The organism is Aurantivibrio plasticivorans (genome assembly GCF_055392955.1).
Genome location: NZ_AP036020.1, coordinates 1,427,015 through 1,442,938, shown reverse-complemented (window position 1 = coordinate 1,442,938; position 15,924 = coordinate 1,427,015). Strand labels below are relative to the sequence as shown.

Sequence of the window (15,924 nt, the reverse complement as noted above, 5' to 3'; positions counted from 1 at the left end):
GAAAACGCCAATAATTTTCCCTCGCTAGCCGGAGGCTAGCGAGGGAAAATGGATAGAAATAGGGAAACGTGTGGAATAGGTTTGGTCTAGCGTTGGAACTCAGGCTCGGAGATAAACTCCCAGAAAATCACAGTGACACCCATGACAGCAATCAGAATGACGAGCGCAACCGCAACGATGGCACTAGCAAACAAAAAGCCACGATCTGCCGGAATCCCCATAACAATCGGAATACCCACATACAAAAGGTAGACCGCATAGGCCACGGCGGCGGTTCCTAAAACCACATCCAACCACAATATTGGGTAGATGCCAGCTATTCCTGCGACAAAAATTGGTGTCGCGGTAAACCCAGCTATGACGATACCTTTCACCGGATTAGATGCGGCACCATAAGTATGAGCCATCCAGTGGATGAAGTACCCTACACCGGCAACACTCAACACCATCGCAATATAAAACGCACCAGCCAAGGACATAGCGCTCGATTCAGAAATGGTGATACTGGAGCCTTCTGCACCTATATTCCAGCCAGTCTGCGTGGTCCCAAAGTACCAAGCAACGGCGGGAAAAATCGCTAACACCAGAGCGTAAGGTAAATTACGCTTGAATGACTCTTCTGGTAAATTACTGATTGCTTGCCACTGCGATCGCGGGCTAAAAATCAGGCCGAACATGTGGTTCAACATAGCATCTTCCTCAGCGTGTATTTCGTTATTATGTTATGCCTATAATCTTAGAGGAACCTTGTCTGAGGTCAATAGTTTCCCCTTTTTCTTTGAGGTTAGTGGTCAATTGAGCGTTCGGTTACTGAGCGAAGCTTCGCTTTGCTGCATGACTCACGAAAAGTGATACCGTCAGTAACGCGACCGCACCCGCTTGGTGCGCAGCGGCTAAAGAAACCGGCACCACATAGACTAGTGTCAATATCCCAAGGGAAACCTGCAAAATCAAAAATACTGGAAATAAAATAACCCCTAGACGTAAACGCCCAACTATATGTTGGCTCAGCGCGTAGAGAGTATATGCTGCAACAGCAAGAGAGATAACATAGGCGAAGAAGCGATGGTTGAACTGCACAGTCGTGACATCATTAAAAATGTTCAACCAAAAGGGCTCCAAATTAAACAAGCCTACAGGGAAAAACTTTCCATCCATTAATGGAAAGGTGTTGTACGCAAACCCGGCATCCAAGCCGGCAACCAACCCACCCGAGAGAATCATAAGAAAAATCAACACGTTTAACGTCATGGAAAAGCGTCTTATCCGATTGGCCGCTTGCGCATTAATTTGCGGCTGCTCATCAGCGGAAAACAGCAGGTCAAAAATCACCCACATCATGAAGCCGTATATAACTACCGCTAAGCCAAGATGCGCCGTCAATCGATACTGGCTGACTCGCGGAACATCAACTAGCCCACTTTTTACCATGTACCAACCCATTAACCCCTGCAACCCACCAAGTACCAACAAAATCCACAGCCGAGGAGAAAGGGACTTAGATATTTTTCCGCGTATCAAAAAGTAAATGAAGGGGATGAAAAACAAGAGGCCAATCAAGCGCCCTAATACACGGTGAGCATACTCAAAAGCGAAGATTTTTTTGAACCCTGAAAGATCCATACCGCGATTTATTTTCTGGTATTCAGGGAACTGCTTGTACTTTTCGAAGGTCTCTTGCCAATGCTCTTCCGTCAAGGGAGGAATTATCCCCATAAGTGGTTTCCACTCGACCATCGATAAACCTGACTCCGTCAGACGGGTAACGCCCCCAAGAATAATCATTCCATAGATCACAGCAGCGCAAATAAGGAGCCATATTGCGATGGGGCGACTATCACGATCTTGAACAATTGGGGCCATTGTTTACTACTACCTATTCACTGTTGGCAAAAAATATTAGCGCGACATTGTACTTGATGGAAGGAATGCTGAATACGGATTAACAGTTTTGGTAGTTGAACTACCAGTTTACCAGCGCCTGGGACGAGGGAGCATGGCAACCCCAGCAAAAAGCTGGTAATTTAACGCGCGGTGACCGGCTCCCAGGTCTACAGGACGTATTCGGTCACCCAAGATTACGCATAGATATAGATAATGAAGTTGCCGAACAACCACCCTTAGGAGCCAAACAGAATGAAATCTACCCTTATCTCAATCGCACTCAGTACCGTCATGTTAGCCACCGTTGGCTGCGGTGGAGGCGGAGACCCAGAAGCCGAACGAATTGCCAAACTTCGCCACGATAATTTCGAAAAAATCGGCGGGGCATTCAAAACTATCCGCGATGAATTTAAAGAGTCCCCTGCCGACATGGCCAAAATAAGTGGCGCTGCGCAAACGATTGCCGGCTTAGCGAAAGAAGTGCCATCGTGGTTCCCAGCAGGTTCTGGCCCAGATTCTGGGGTAGATACCGAAGCCTTACCGTCTATCTGGGAAAAACCCGCTGAATTCCAAGCAGCCGCTGATCAGTTCGTATCGGCCTCCGATGCCTTTGCGGCCGCCGCCGCATCAGGCGACGCTCAAGCCACTATGGGCGAAATTCGCAATCTGGGTGGTGCGTGCAAAAACTGCCACGACAATTTCCGCGAAGAAGACGAATAACTGTGGAAAACGAAGTAAACTCAAAAACGGTGTGGGATTTTCCCACCCGTTTTTTTCATTGGTCTGTGGTTTCACTCTTCCTACTGTCTTGGTGGTCTATCGAATACGATAGGGTTGATATCCACCATTTATCCGGGTATTTACTGCTCGCACTCCTCCTCTTTCGTATCACTTGGGGTTTCGTCGGCAGTACGACATCGAGATTTTCCAACTTTATCCATCGTCCCAGCACCGTATTAAATTACTGCAAGCGGCTACTCGTAAAAGACGCCGGCGACACTGTTGGTCACAACCCGCTGGGTGGTCTCAGCGTTATTGCGATGATTGCATTGTTGCTAGCACAAATAATTCTTGGGCTATTTATCGAAGATGTCGACGGATTAGCACCTGGACCACTATCCCATTTGGTAGATTACAGCACTAATCGGTGGGCAGCGGAGACACACGAAGTATTATTCGATGTATTGCTAGGGGTTATCGCTCTGCATATTTCAGCAATTTCATTTTACTTGCTGTACAAAAAGCGAAATTTAATTTCACCGATGATAACGGGAAAGATGAAATTGAATGTGCACACTGGCATTGACATTAAACCCACATGGGTTGCATTACTGATCGTTATCAGTTTTGCCGCGGCACTTTACTGGGCCTTCGGCGAGAGTTGGCTTGATCTATTTAGCTAAAATGCACTGCTTGCTGATCTTTTCAGTTACTCTGCGAAACATTTAACAATTAATGCTGACCTATAAACAGCATTAATCGTAGTTGACCCAACATTCCAAATGAGCGGGATTCGTTCAAAACTTGCTCCACCGGCCAGGGAATCCTCGCCCTTGATAAAGATAAACAATCGCTAGATAGACAACGCGTCCGTTAGCACTTACAGTCCACCCTAACTATAAAAAATAATATTCAGGAGTGATTTACCTATGTCAGGAACTACTGCTGCGACCGGTGGGGAGGTTTCCGGTCACGTTACAGGATTCGGCACCAAACCCTACCGATCCTACGTACTCTTCGCGCTCACACTCATCTATATCATGAACTTTGTCGACCGCGGGCTATTAGCCGTGGTTGGTCCAGATCTCATTCCAGACTTAGGAATATCGGACACTCAATTTGGGCTTTTGACTGGGTTTGGTTTTGCGCTTCTCTATACTTTCGTTGGTATTCCATTGGCACGCTTCGCCGACGTCGCTCACCGTGTTTGGATAATGACCGTCTGTGTCGCATTGTGGTCGATAATGACAGCGCTGTGCGGCCTTGCTGCTGAAGTAACCATCGGCTCGATCACAATCGGCGCGTTTTGGATTCTCCTCGCCTGCCGAGTTGGTGTGGGTATCGGTGAAGCTGGGTGTACACCCCCCGCAAATTCATTGATCGCTGACTACTACGCACCACGAGATCGATCGCAAGCGCTTGGATTCTATGCGATGGGTGTGACGCTCGGTACGATGTTTGCGAACTTAATCGGTGGTTGGGTAACTGACTTATTCGATTGGCGTACCGCGTTCTTAGTCGTTGGTCTGCCTGGTCTACTCATTGCCGTCATATTTAAAATGACCGTGACCGAGCCACCTCGAGGTTATACTGACCCGCCCGAAACCGAAACAAAAGAAAGTGCCCCACTCAGCGAAGCAATACGAGAGTTAATGACTAAGCCCGCATTCTGGCTTATGTCTTCTGGCGCCACTATTGCAGCATTCTGCGGCTATGGTATTTCATCTTTCCAATCTCTATTTCTTGTTCGGGCTCACGAAATCACTACCGGCCAAGCCGCTATTTGGATCAATACGCCTGTAGCGCTCTCGTCTGCCGTTGGCACCTTTGCAACCGGCTGGATCGCGACCAAACTTTATCAGAAACACCCAGGGGCAATTGCCTGGGTACCCGCTGCCGGTTTGGCATTGTCTATTCCTTTTTACGTTTTCGCGTTCACGACTGAAAGCCTATTTTTCGCAGCGGTTGGCCTAGTTATTGGTGGGTTCGTGAAATACGGTTATCTAGCGGCTCAATACACTATTGGCCAAGGCGTTGTCACAATGCGTGTACGCGCAATGGCTACAGCGGTACTGCTCTTTGTCGTGAACCTCATTGGTTACGGCTTTGGTCCATTATTTATCGGAACTATCTCAGATATATTCTTTAGCAGCGGTATAGCAGATTTAGGGGTAACTGCGGAAGAGTTAGCTCGAAACCAATGCCACCCGCGTGTGGTGGCTGAGCTCAGCCAGAACCTGCAGGACGTTTGTGGACAGGTGTACGCACAAAGCCTTCAAACGGCGATGGTCATTGTTGCACTAATGTACGCAGCCAGCTCCTTATTCTTCGTGTTAACCTGGCGCAGACTGGATAAAGATATGGTCGCCAGGGGATAGCGAGCATTGTCTAGCACGTCGAGAGAGGGCGTTAATCGCCCTCTTCTTTTATTTGCAGTTTGACGAAGAGTGAACGCAATAATCAGCACTCACCGCAACACTGAATCGCGCCCAGCACTGAGCAAGTTTCAGGCGTTCCTGCCACAACGTGTTAAAGCGGTAAGGATAAACCCAGCGCGCTCGAAACAGTCCACAAACCAAAAGCAAGAATTAACGCGCCCATGACATGCCGAACAATAGGTCGTCGCGAGAACGTTTGTACTTGCTGGGCAAACACACCAGACACCACCAGCGCAGGGGCAGTCCCCAGGCCAAACGCAAACATAGTTGCAGCAGACATGAATGTATTGTCCTGGGTAGCACTGAAAGCTAAGGCGGAATACACCAGGCCACAGGGTAGCCAGCCCCACAACAGTCCCAAACATAACGCCTTGTAGAATCGGTCAACAGGCATCACGCGCTGTGTAAGCGGCTGGATTCTTCGCCAAAGTATATGGCCCAGTTTTTCCAGTTTTACCAAACCGTACCACCAACCCGCCAAGTACAAGCCCATCGCAATGAGCAAGGCACCAGACAACAGCTTTCCAACTGAAACACCCTGATGGTGATGTTCTCCATCACCCATACCGTGCATGGCATGCGGATCTAGATGGATCAGCCACCCCAAGACTCCACCCATGAATGCGTAGCTAATCAAGCGCCCGACGTTGTAGAGAACATTGTATAGCCAACGACTGCGCGTGTTGTCATTGCCTGAAGACACACCCAGCGCGGAGGCAATCCCTCCACACATACCAATGCAATGCACACTACCCATTAAACCCACAGTAAATGCACTTGCAATGCTAATCAGTTCTTCTGTCATATCGAATTAGCTGTTGCTGCGCTTGTTATTCGCTAGCGCTGTCACGTTGTTTAGGAGGTGATTGCTCGTCATGATGGTTGCTACTGACTGGGGCATTATCATCATCCAGTAGTATTCGTTGCGATTCTTTATCAAGGTCATCATATTGGCCACTTTTAATCGCCCAAAACAACACGCCCATTGCAATACCAATAGCCACCAACACAAGCGGGATTAACAAATAAAGAACTTCCATAGTTTTCATCTTCCGCGAAAATTATCTCGTACTTACGCGCTCTGCCGTTTGTCCTAGCGAGGTTTTTTTGCAAACCCATACAACCGTGTCGCATTCAGTATGACTAACAACGAACTTAAAGACATACCAATGGCCGCCAAATAAGGTGGCACTAATCCAGCGGCTGCGAGCGGTAGGGCTAAAATATTGTACGCCACAGCCCAACTCAAATTTTGCCGAATGATACGCCGACAATACTCTCCAATTCCTAATGCGTGTTCAACCACACGTAAATCATTATTCAATAAAACGCTATCAGCCTGAATTTGCGCTAAATCCGTAGCCGAAGACATCGCCATCGACACATCAGCACCGCTTAAAACGGGTAAATCATTTAGCCCGTCGCCTACCATCAGCACCCGGTGGCCTAAGCGCTGTAGCTGACTGACGCGCTTCAATTTATCTTCCGGACTAACGCTTGAACGGTAGTTGTCTATCCCCACAGCATCTGCGACCACTTTAACTGGTGTCTGATGGTCACCACTAAGCAACTCTACTCCGGTGCCATGCGACAGTAGCGCAGATACAACTGAGGCCGCTTCCGCTCGAACAGAATCACTTACCAAGAAGTGTGCGATCCAACCATGCTGATCAAATAGCCAAATTCCTTGCGAGCGACTGTCATCTTCAAGCAAATCTAAACTCGAACTGGTCCCACCGCTTGCCGCGGCTTCTTTTGCAAAGAGCCAACTACCTAGTCGATACTCCTGACCATCAATACTTCCTTGAACACCCGCACCGAGTACAGTCTGTATATTATCAGCAGAACGAGTTGTTCCGAGCTTTTTGAACACTGCCGCCAGCGGATGTGATGAGTGCTTCTCTAACGCGCTTGCAATCTCTACCGCGCTGTCGTTGGTAAAGTGCCGGGATTGATTAATCTCGATAGCATGTAGGGTTATATTTGCGGCCGTCAACGTTCCTGTTTTGTCGAAAATGACGTAATCAATATACGCGAGGTTTTCCAAAACATGTGGTTTAGTGACTAACAAGCCGAGCTGTCGCAAACGATGAATCGCCGCCGTTAAACTAACAGGAGTAGCCAATGATAAAGCGCATGGGCAGGTCACCACCAAAACAGAGAGTGTTACCCACAGCGCATCAGCTGGATGAACGAAATACCAAACCAGCGCAACGGCAGAAGCGACGACTAATACTGCTGCAACAAAATAGCCCGCCAATCGATCGGCTTGTGATACTTGTGACGGTTTTTGATGAAGCGCCTCATCCATCAAGTGCTTAATAGCGGAAAGGCGCGTAGCACGACCTACAGCAGTGACTTTAATGACTAACCCGCCCGATAAGTTTATTGTTCCGGCCGCAACGTTATCACCGATGGATCGCGTAACCGCTTGGGCTTCGCCGGTCAGCATTGACTCATCGACATGACTGGCACCGTCAATTACTTCGCCGTCGACCGGTATAGTGCCACCTTCTTTCACGAGGATGTAATCATTCACCGCAATCTGATGGAGCATAACGGTTTCAGTTGCTGACCCAGCTCCTTCCGACTGTTCGCTGTTACGTTTTATCCGCTGAGCATAGTGCGGCAACATACTCGATAGTTGGTTAACGGCAGACTCGTTCCTATGCCTTACGCGCATTTCTAGGTAACGACCGCTCAATAGAAAAAAAGTAAACATACTCACGGAGTCAAAATACACCTCCCCTGAGTTTGTTATAGTCGCCCAACAACTCGCCACATAGGCCAGCCCAATGGCTAACGCAACAGGCACGTCCATGGTCAGGTGCCGCGTTTTTAAAGCATGGAAGGCGCCTTTAAAAAAAGGTCGCGCGCTAAATAAAACCACAGGTGTTGCCACTGCCGCGCTCACTGCTCGCAATAGCCATTGCCATTCAGCGTCCATGCCTTGAAGTGCGCCAGCATAAAGCGCAACGGCAAACATACCGACCTGCACCATAGCAAAACCCGCAACACCAAGCCGCATCAACGCCAGCCGATTTTCATGCTGTGCCGCTTTGACCGTCTCGGTAGCAATCGCAGGTTTTGGCTGGTAACCGATCTCAGTAAATTTTTTCAGCAATGATGACAATCTGGTATTGTCTTTCCACTTTAGCAAGCAGCGATGGGTAGCTGAGTTAACACTGACAGTTTCTACCGCTTCATCTCGAGACAAATACTCTTCAATTAACCAAGCGCACGCCGCACAGTGAATACCCTCGATATACAAATTGGCCTGCTGACAACCATCGTCTGACGAGGTAACAAACTCATGATTTATCTCGGGGTTATCCCAAGCTGTATAATCGACGGAATTGGCGGCATCGGCGGCTTGCGAGGTTTCAGGGGCAACAAAGTCTTTTCGGTAACGATAAAAGTTGTCTAACCCAGCTCCTTCAATAAGTTCTGCCACAGCCAAACACGCCGTACAACAGAACTCTCGAGGCTGGTTGTTAATAGTTGCGGATACATCGATAGCAGGAGGGATTGGAAGCCCGCATTGGTAACAAGAAGCGGTCATAGCGAATTAAATCAACCTTGAATGTCAACGCTATTTGACTGGCTAAAATCGATCTCACCTTTCAGTTGCCACCCCCCAGTAGCCTGTGCAGCGGGTTCCAGATGCCAGTACCAGCGATTGTTCCATTCACCAAGGTACTCGGCTGAATAGATGAACGATAAAGAATCTGCGCCGGCAATTTTTTTCATTGTTATCGTCGCATCTCGATCGGAAAACGCTGGATGGCTCATCTTTAAGGTCATTGACGATGGCAACGGCTCACTAGCAGACGTAGCTTGTAGCCGAAGAACAACCTCAGCCAATTCAGCATCAAATGTTAGCTGGCCGCGTAGGCCAAGTTTCGCAGCGAGTTCTTGCTGGCTTTTTTTCTCGTTAAGCAGTAAACCTTCTTTGTAGTAATCACCAATAACCACATCATCGCGATTGGAAACCGCTATAGTCACGGTAATACAACACGCAATAATCACCAGAATAAGTGGTGACATGATGAACCAGAACCACTTTTGTTTGTAAGCAGGAATGGTGGATGGGTCTACTAAATGCTCTGTCATAACTGATAAAAACCGATCAAAGTGATTGCCTCCGCTGAACAGCGATTAATTTTCACTGCCGGCTGAAAATCACCCATAGTTATCTTTTCAAGTTCCGATTTCCGAACTCAGGTTGAGATTACTTAAATCGATAAAAGCAAACTACCAGCCAGCTGATATAGCTGGCTGGTAGAAAGCGACTAAGGACTTAAGAAGCGTGCAATATGTGACGCTTCCATTTCTGCGTTATCTTCGGCTTGCACGTAAAACTCAACGCCGATGTTACTCGCCGATAACGCACTCTTTGGAATCGACAAGCGAACAGGTACCGTTAGAATTTCACCCTCTTCCAAATAGATTCGGGTATTACCCAAAAGTTTCGCGTCTTCAATACCCCTGACGGAGACATTGTAATAATGAGGATCTCGGTCTTTATTATTCACACGCAAAGAGTACACGTTTTCAACATTCTCCCCACGAACTCGATAGAGGTTAACACCACGATCTCGTAGCACATCCATACCCACCGGCACTCGGTTAGCGATAGATATCGAAAATAACGTCGCCATTACACACAACGCCAATAAATATCCGATAAGGCGAGGGCGAATAATATGTGCCTTTTTACCTTCGATACTTTCAACCGTCGCGTAGCGAATAAGACCTCGCTCGTAACCTAACTTATCCATGACGCTGTTACAGGCATCAACGCATAAACCGCAATCAATACACTCGTATTGAGTCCCGTCTCGAATATCAATATTGACCGGGCACACCTGCACACACCAGGAACAGTCGATACAATCCCCTAAGCCCTTGGCTTTATAATCCTCTTTAGGTTTGCGAGGACCTCGACTCTCCCCCCGAGAGGCATCATAGCGAACAGCCAATGTATTCTTGTCATACATCACCGATTGGAAGCGAGCATAAGGACACATATATTTGCACACTTGCTCGCGCATGAAACCCGCATTCAGGAACGTTGCCCCAGTAAAGAAGGCAACCCAAAACGCCGCCACGGGATGCACCGTTAAATTGACAATCGACGAAATCAATTCTCGAATCGGGACAAAGTAACCAACGAAAGTCAACGCCGTGACCAATGCAATCAAAAACCAGGTGGCGTAAGTTGCTCCCTTTTTAAATATCTTTTGACTATCCCAGGGTTGCTTATCTAGCTTGATTCGCGCGTTCCGATCACCTTGAATAAAGCTTTCGACGCGTATAAACATCATTGTCCAAACCGTTTGCGGGCAGGTGTAACCACAATAGACACGCCCAACCAGCACGGTAATAGTGAACAGGAGGAAGGCCGCCATAATAAGCAACCAAGCCAAGTACATCGCATCTTGAGGCCAGAAAGTCAGCCAAAAAACATGGAATTTTCGTGCGGGTAAATCGAACAACATGGCCGGGCGACCATCAAGAATCAACCAAGGACAAAGCAAAAAACCGGCTAACAAAGGCATCCCCGTATAACGGCGAACTTTGGTAAAAAAACCGGTTATCTTTCGTGTGTAAATTTTATCGTCTGCAACATACAATTCGCGGTATTGCTTCGGTTTATCTGAAGCGATCTGATCACCCTTTTGCATTTATAACCACCTTTTCAAACATCACATTAACGCGGTGTGTGATGTACAAGACTATACATAAAGTGTAGCGGAAAGAGAGAAGGAAAGTGCCCTTCCTGGTTGCAGACATCGAAGAGAGCCCCAGAATCACGTTCCGGGGCTTTATTATAAGAGCGGGTACTAAGTTGGCAGTACTACTCTGCAAAGCGTTGTGACAAGTTGTATACGTAAGCGCTGAGTAGATGAATCTTCTCCTCGCGCAACGTTTCTGCTTGCGCAGGCATAATGCCATTTCGACCAGATCGAATGGTTTGTGCAATACCCTCGCGAGAACCGCTATATAGCCATGAATCAGAATCAGCTAAGCTAGGCGCGCCAAGCATAGGGTTTCCTGTTCCATCTGCCATATGACAGGCTGCACAGCTTTGCTGAAATAACGGTGCACCTTTTGAGGCGAGCGCTTCATCATGATCCTGACCAGAAAGCTGCAGCACATATTCAGTCACTGATAACACACCCTGCTCGCCAAGAATGCCGCCCCAAGCTGGCATTTGACCTACTCGACCATGAGTAATACTTGCTTTGATGTTTTCAGGAGAACCACCCCAAATCCATTCGCCGTCAGTTAAATTCGGGAATCCAAAGTTACCACCCCCATCAGCTCCGTGACAAACAGCACAGTGCGTGGAGAACAAGCGAACGCCCATTTTCTGCGCGCGAGGATCGTCAGCAAGCTCAGCAATCGACTGCCCCATAATATCCGAATACATCGCTGAATAGCGCTCATCCGCCTTCGCAAATTCATTTTCTAAGCGATTTTCTGACGTCCAGCCTAGCACCCCGGGCCATGAACCTAGGCCAGGATATAAAATGAGGTATATCACGGTAAAAATAAACGTAAGAATAAACATCTGGAACCACCAGCGTGGTAACGGATTATCATACTCCTCGATACCGTCGTAAACGTGACCCGTTGTGCGGTTCTCTTGATCAACATCATCGCGCTTAGCCACCTTGCGGTTGGCTAGGAGCACCCACATCACCAGTACGATTGCAATAACCGTTAAGACAATGATCCAAAGATTCCAAAAGAGACTCATAATGACTCCTGACTTATGAAGGCAGCCAGTTGGCTACCACTTCGCGACTCGCCAGCAAGCCGCGGCTTAACTCACTAAATAGCGTTAGCGTTCTTTCTCGCCGACGCTCTCTGTTGTGCGCGAATGTTGCGACTCATCAGCAAACGGTAGGTTTGCCGCATCGTCGAAACGTTTTTTGCGTCGAGGCGCAAACGCCCACCAACAAATAGCAATGAATGCAATCATCACAATAATTGTTGAAATACCGCGCCACGTATTGATATCCATTGTTTTCGCCTCACTCAAATTTAGCGCTAAACTCTAGCGTTTATGAGTTAACAGCGTGCCAAGCTGCTGTAAATATGCGATGAGTGCATCCACTTCTTTGGTACCTGCTACAGCAGCCTCCGCACCAGCGATGTCTTCATCGGTATAAGGCACACCGACTAAGCGAAGACCACGCATTTTCGCCGCAGTACCTTTGCCGTCCAACTCATTATCAAGCAACCAAGGGAAAGCCGGCATATTCGACTCGGGGACAACCGCTCGCGGATTAAACAAATGCACCCGATGCCAATCATCAGAGTACAAACCACCAACACGTGCCAGGTCAGGCCCAGTACGTTTTGATCCCCACAGGAACGGATGCTCATAAACAGATTCACCAGCCACGGAGTAATGACCGTAGCGCTCTACCTCCGCGCGCAAAGGCCGGATCATTTGCGTATGACAAACGGTACAACCTTCACGAATATAAATATCACGCCCTTCCAACTGAACAGCAGTTAAAGGCTTTAGACCTTCGACCGGTTCGGTGGTTTCTTTTAAGAAAAACATTGGAACTGTTTCGACCAAGGTACCGAAACTGATGGCAACAACCACCAAAATTCCCATTAGAAAAATATTCTTTTCAACTATATCGTGATTCTTCACGCTAAGTTCTCCACTGTCTTTTTGCTATAACGTTGAGAATAAATTAACCGTCGAGCTTAAGCCGCTTGTGGCTCTACAGCTTCAGTTACTTGCGTTCCACCCTGTTGAATAGTGCGGAACACGTTGTAAGACATAATCAGCATACCCAATAGGAACAATGCTCCACCTATTGCACGGACAATGTTGCCTGGGCCTTTCGCTGCAACTGATTCTACGAAGCTATAAGTCAACGTGCCGTCAACGTTAAATGCTCGCCACATCAAACCTTCCATAATGCCGTTAACCCACATCGACGCGATGTATAGTACGGTACCGATAGTCGCTAACCAGAAGTGCGTGTTAATCAGTTTCACGCTCCACATTCCTGGAGTTCGATATAGAGAAGGCAATAAATGATAGATCGCACCGATTGAAATCATTGCTACCCAACCCAACGCACCGGAGTGTACGTGGCCGATAGTCCAGTCGGTGTTATGCGACAAAGCGTTCACCGTTTTAATCGACATCATCGGACCTTCAAAGGTCGACATGCCGTAAAACGATAAAGAGACAACAAGGAAACGTAGGGTTGGATCAGTCGCCAACTTATGCCACGCACCCGACAACGTCATGATCCCATTAATCATGCCCCCCCAGCTTGGCGCCAGCAACATTAAGGACATAACCATTCCTAAACTTTGAGCCCAGTCTGGTAATGCAGAGTAATGAAGGTGATGCGGGCCGGCCCAGATGTAAAGTGCAACCAAAGCCCAGAAATGCACAATGGAAAGTTGGTAAGAGAAAACGGGGCGACCGGCTTGCTTAGGAACCACGTAATACATGATGCCCAAGAACCCAGCAGTCAAGAAAAAGCCTACTGCATTATGGCCATACCACCACTGCACCATCGCATCGGCAGCACCGGCATAAGCAGAGTAAGACTTAAACAAACCCACTGGAATCGCTGCGCTGTTTACCAAATGCAACACAGCGACGGTAATAATGAATGAACCGAAAAACCAGTTTGCAACATAGATGTGGGATGTCTTGCGCTTGACGATAGTGCCAAAGAAAACAATCGCATAGGCTACCCAAACCAATGTAATCAAAATATCAATTGGCCACTCTAGCTCGGCATACTCTTTTGACGTGGTGAAACCCATCGGCAATGTAATAGCGGCCGCGACAATGACCAGTTGCCAACCCCAAAAGGTAAATGGAATTAAAAAGCCACCAAATAATTTCGCCTGACAAGTCCGCTGGACAACATAGTAGGAGGTAGTGAACAACGCACAACCACCGAATGCAAAAATAACCGCATTCGTATGAAGTGGACGAAGACGCCCAAAATGGGTAAAGGGTTGCCAAATGTCGTTGACTTGTGGAAACACAAGTTGAACGGCGAGAATGACGCCAACCAACATGCCAACCACACCCCAAACGACCGTCATGATGGCGAATTGCCTAACAACTTTATAATTATAGGCTTCTACCGATCCATTAGACTCATGTGTCATAACAGGTTTTTCCTCACATTTGTTCGTACAAACGGTGATAACGAACGTAACACTTCAAAATTATTGCGGTGTATTTCCTAGAACAGGATCATGGGATTCTTGGTAAGGCGCTCGTCCCATAGTGTTCACTACAGACTGCAAAATTATTAAGAACCACGATTTGCCCCAAGCAAAACTATAACTCTTCCACAGAGCCAAAACGCGTTGGCGTCATTATAGTTTTCAAACTGCAGTTTATCGACCGAAAATATAAAAAAAGTCCCGCCGAGACTGCTTTCGTCTTGGCGGCCATTATCTTTTATACAGCGTGAGACGCTATTGATAGATATCAACTAAAGATGAGTTTGGGTGTCAGCATCTACCAAATACACGGTATAACTGAGCTGAATGATGCCCTGCTTCAGCGCAGTAACAGAAAAAGGCTCTTTCGTGAGAGCCTTATTTGAGGGGACTGCGTCCTTTGTTAGCAGCAATTCGCATTCGGAGCGCATTGAGTTTAATAAAGCCTTCCGCGTCTTTTTGATTGTATGCCCCAGCATCGTCTTCAAAGGTCGCAATGCTTTCATCAAACAAACTGTCATCAGAACGACGACCAACTACCGATACGTTACCTTTGTAGAGCTTGACCCGCACATCGCCATTAACGACTTGTTGCGACTCATCAATTGCCGCCTGCAACATTTTGCGCTCTGGACTCCACCAGTAGCCGTTGTAGATAAGCTCCGCATACTTGGGCATAAAGCTATCTTTGAGATGTGTGACTTCGCGGTCTAGAGTGATCGACTCGATAGCGCGGTGAGCTTTCAACATAACCGTGCCCCCTGGCGTTTCATAACAACCACGAGACTTCATACCGACATATCGGTTTTCGACGATATCTAAACGCCCGATACCATTTTCTCCCGCGACTTTATTCAGAAACGCCAGTACCTGAGCCGCTGACATCTCTTCACCATTGATAGCAACAATGTCGCCACAGCGGTAAGTTAACTCAAGATAAGTTGGCTGATCAGGCGCAGCTTCAGGACTGACAGACCAGCGCCACATGTCGTCTTCAGCTTCTTGCCAGGGATCTTCAAGGATGTCACCTTCATATGAAATGTGCAGCAAGTTTGCATCCATTGAATACGGGGATTTTTTCTTGTTCGAGGAAAAGTCCACAGGAATATTGTGCTCTTTGCAATATGCCATCAACGTCTCACGTGACGTTAAGTCCCACTCGCGCCACGGTGCGATCACGTGGATACCAGGCTTAAGCGCATAAGCACCCAACTCAAAACGCACTTGGTCATTACCCTTACCGGTAGCACCATGGCAGATAGCATCTGCACCGGTCTCGTTGGCAATTTCTATCAATCGCTTAGCGATTAACGGACGCGCGATTGATGTACCGAGCAGGTATTCGCCTTCATAAATGGTGTTTGCACGAAACATTGGAAACACGTAGTCACGCACAAACTCTTCTTGCAAATCATCAATGTAAATTTCTTTCACGCCCAAGGCTTCTGCCTTTGCACGAGCGGGCTCGACCTCTTCCCCTTGCCCGATATCCGCAGTAAATGTCACCACTTCGCAATCGTAGGTTTCTTGCAACCAGCGAACAATCACTGAGGTATCCAACCCACCTGAATAAGCGAGGACGACTTTTTTAATGGATGCATTTGCAGACATGAACTTCTCCAACGGACGGAAATGAGACATCGAGGCG

15 protein-coding genes are annotated in these 15,924 nt (G+C 47.7%); 3 read left to right on the top strand and 12 right to left on the bottom strand.

Going from position 1 to position 15,924, the window contains the following annotated elements:
* Positions 1-86: 86 nt before the first annotated feature.
* A complete protein-coding gene (locus tag ACZ5NB_RS06450; protein ID WP_460232211.1) occupies positions 87-689 on the bottom strand; it encodes a Yip1 family protein in 603 nt (200 codons plus the stop codon).
* A 118-nt stretch (positions 690-807) separates the two neighbouring features.
* On the bottom strand, positions 808-1,863 hold the full coding sequence (locus ACZ5NB_RS06445; RefSeq protein WP_460232210.1) for a COX15/CtaA family protein: 1,056 nt from the start codon (positions 1,861-1,863) through the stop codon (positions 808-810).
* A gap of 273 nt (positions 1,864-2,136) precedes the next feature.
* Between ACZ5NB_RS06445 and ACZ5NB_RS06440 the strand changes: the two genes are divergently transcribed.
* The 3 genes from ACZ5NB_RS06440 (at position 2,137) to ACZ5NB_RS06430 (ending at position 4,982) form a co-directional block, all read left to right on the top strand.
* Positions 2,137-2,604 (top strand): c-type cytochrome, encoded by a 468-nt coding sequence (locus tag ACZ5NB_RS06440; protein WP_460232209.1) that lies wholly within the window; start codon positions 2,137-2,139, stop codon positions 2,602-2,604.
* 2 nt (positions 2,605-2,606) lie between these two features.
* Positions 2,607-3,287, top strand: coding sequence for a cytochrome b/b6 domain-containing protein (locus ACZ5NB_RS06435; protein WP_460232208.1), 681 nt, complete (start codon positions 2,607-2,609; stop codon positions 3,285-3,287).
* Positions 3,288-3,533: 246 nt separating this feature from the next.
* Positions 3,534-4,982, top strand: coding sequence for a spinster family MFS transporter (locus ACZ5NB_RS06430; RefSeq protein ID WP_464107886.1), 1,449 nt, complete (start codon positions 3,534-3,536; stop codon positions 4,980-4,982).
* A 151-nt stretch (positions 4,983-5,133) separates the two neighbouring features.
* Here ACZ5NB_RS06430 and ACZ5NB_RS06425 read toward each other — a convergent pair whose 3' ends face one another.
* The 10 genes from ACZ5NB_RS06425 to ACZ5NB_RS06380 all read right to left on the bottom strand — a co-directional run bounded on the left by ACZ5NB_RS06425 (position 5,134) and on the right by ACZ5NB_RS06380 (position 15,887).
* The gene (locus ACZ5NB_RS06425) at positions 5,134-5,847 is read right to left on the bottom strand and encodes a sulfite exporter TauE/SafE family protein (protein WP_460236467.1); all 714 of its coding nucleotides are present in this window, start codon (positions 5,845-5,847) and stop codon (positions 5,134-5,136) included.
* Between the two features lie 25 nt (positions 5,848-5,872).
* On the bottom strand, positions 5,873-6,082 hold the full coding sequence (ccoS, locus tag ACZ5NB_RS06420; protein ID WP_460236466.1) for a cbb3-type cytochrome oxidase assembly protein CcoS: 210 nt from the start codon (positions 6,080-6,082) through the stop codon (positions 5,873-5,875).
* Positions 6,083-6,135: 53 nt separating this feature from the next.
* Positions 6,136-8,604 (bottom strand): heavy metal translocating P-type ATPase, encoded by a 2,469-nt coding sequence (locus tag ACZ5NB_RS06415; RefSeq protein ID WP_460236465.1) that lies wholly within the window; start codon positions 8,602-8,604, stop codon positions 6,136-6,138.
* Positions 8,605-8,615: 11 nt separating this feature from the next.
* Positions 8,616-9,155 carry a FixH family protein gene (locus ACZ5NB_RS06410; protein ID WP_460232203.1) on the bottom strand — a complete coding sequence of 180 codons (540 nt, stop codon included), beginning with the start codon at positions 9,153-9,155 and terminating at the stop codon, positions 8,616-8,618.
* 179 nt (positions 9,156-9,334) lie between these two features.
* Positions 9,335-10,729 carry a cytochrome c oxidase accessory protein CcoG gene (gene ccoG / locus ACZ5NB_RS06405; RefSeq protein WP_460232202.1) on the bottom strand — a complete coding sequence of 465 codons (1,395 nt, stop codon included), beginning with the start codon at positions 10,727-10,729 and terminating at the stop codon, positions 9,335-9,337.
* Between the two features lie 173 nt (positions 10,730-10,902).
* Positions 10,903-11,808 (bottom strand): cytochrome-c oxidase, cbb3-type subunit III, encoded by a 906-nt coding sequence (gene ccoP, locus ACZ5NB_RS06400; protein ID WP_460232201.1) that lies wholly within the window; start codon positions 11,806-11,808, stop codon positions 10,903-10,905.
* Positions 11,809-11,892: 84 nt separating this feature from the next.
* Positions 11,893-12,075 carry a cbb3-type cytochrome oxidase subunit 3 gene (locus tag ACZ5NB_RS06395; protein WP_460232200.1) on the bottom strand — a complete coding sequence of 61 codons (183 nt, stop codon included), beginning with the start codon at positions 12,073-12,075 and terminating at the stop codon, positions 11,893-11,895.
* Between the two features lie 33 nt (positions 12,076-12,108).
* Positions 12,109-12,720, bottom strand: coding sequence for a cytochrome-c oxidase, cbb3-type subunit II (ccoO, locus tag ACZ5NB_RS06390; protein WP_460232199.1), 612 nt, complete (start codon positions 12,718-12,720; stop codon positions 12,109-12,111).
* A gap of 56 nt (positions 12,721-12,776) precedes the next feature.
* The gene (gene ccoN, locus ACZ5NB_RS06385) at positions 12,777-14,216 is read right to left on the bottom strand and encodes a cytochrome-c oxidase, cbb3-type subunit I (RefSeq protein ID WP_460232198.1); all 1,440 of its coding nucleotides are present in this window, start codon (positions 14,214-14,216) and stop codon (positions 12,777-12,779) included.
* A 438-nt stretch (positions 14,217-14,654) separates the two neighbouring features.
* On the bottom strand, positions 14,655-15,887 hold the full coding sequence (locus tag ACZ5NB_RS06380) for an argininosuccinate synthase (RefSeq protein ID WP_460232197.1): 1,233 nt from the start codon (positions 15,885-15,887) through the stop codon (positions 14,655-14,657).
* Between the last annotated feature and the right edge of the window lie 37 nt (positions 15,888-15,924).

Excerpts from the sequence above, each read along its gene's own strand:
- ACZ5NB_RS06450 (WP_460232211.1), bottom strand. The coding sequence starts at position 689 with ATGTTGAACCACATGTTCGGCCTGATTTTTAGCCCGCGATCGCAGTGG.
- ACZ5NB_RS06445 (WP_460232210.1), bottom strand. The coding sequence starts at position 1,863 with ATGGCCCCAATTGTTCAAGATCGTGATAGTCGCCCCATCGCAATATGG.
- ACZ5NB_RS06440 (WP_460232209.1), top strand. The coding sequence starts at position 2,137 with ATGAAATCTACCCTTATCTCAATCGCACTCAGTACCGTCATGTTAGCC.
- ACZ5NB_RS06430 (WP_464107886.1), top strand. The coding sequence starts at position 3,534 with ATGTCAGGAACTACTGCTGCGACCGGTGGGGAGGTTTCCGGTCACGTT.
- ACZ5NB_RS06425 (WP_460236467.1), bottom strand. The coding sequence starts at position 5,847 with ATGACAGAAGAACTGATTAGCATTGCAAGTGCATTTACTGTGGGTTTA.
- ccoS (WP_460236466.1), bottom strand. The coding sequence starts at position 6,082 with ATGGAAGTTCTTTATTTGTTAATCCCGCTTGTGTTGGTGGCTATTGGT.
- ACZ5NB_RS06415 (WP_460236465.1), bottom strand. The coding sequence starts at position 8,604 with ATGACCGCTTCTTGTTACCAATGCGGGCTTCCAATCCCTCCTGCTATC.
- ACZ5NB_RS06410 (WP_460232203.1), bottom strand. The coding sequence starts at position 9,155 with ATGACAGAGCATTTAGTAGACCCATCCACCATTCCTGCTTACAAACAA.
- ccoG (WP_460232202.1), bottom strand. The coding sequence starts at position 10,729 with ATGCAAAAGGGTGATCAGATCGCTTCAGATAAACCGAAGCAATACCGC.
- ccoP (WP_460232201.1), bottom strand. The coding sequence starts at position 11,808 with ATGAGTCTCTTTTGGAATCTTTGGATCATTGTCTTAACGGTTATTGCA.
- ACZ5NB_RS06395 (WP_460232200.1), bottom strand. The coding sequence starts at position 12,075 with ATGGATATCAATACGTGGCGCGGTATTTCAACAATTATTGTGATGATT.
- ccoN (WP_460232198.1), bottom strand. The coding sequence starts at position 14,216 with ATGACACATGAGTCTAATGGATCGGTAGAAGCCTATAATTATAAAGTT.
- ACZ5NB_RS06380 (WP_460232197.1), bottom strand. The coding sequence starts at position 15,887 with ATGTCTGCAAATGCATCCATTAAAAAAGTCGTCCTCGCTTATTCAGGT.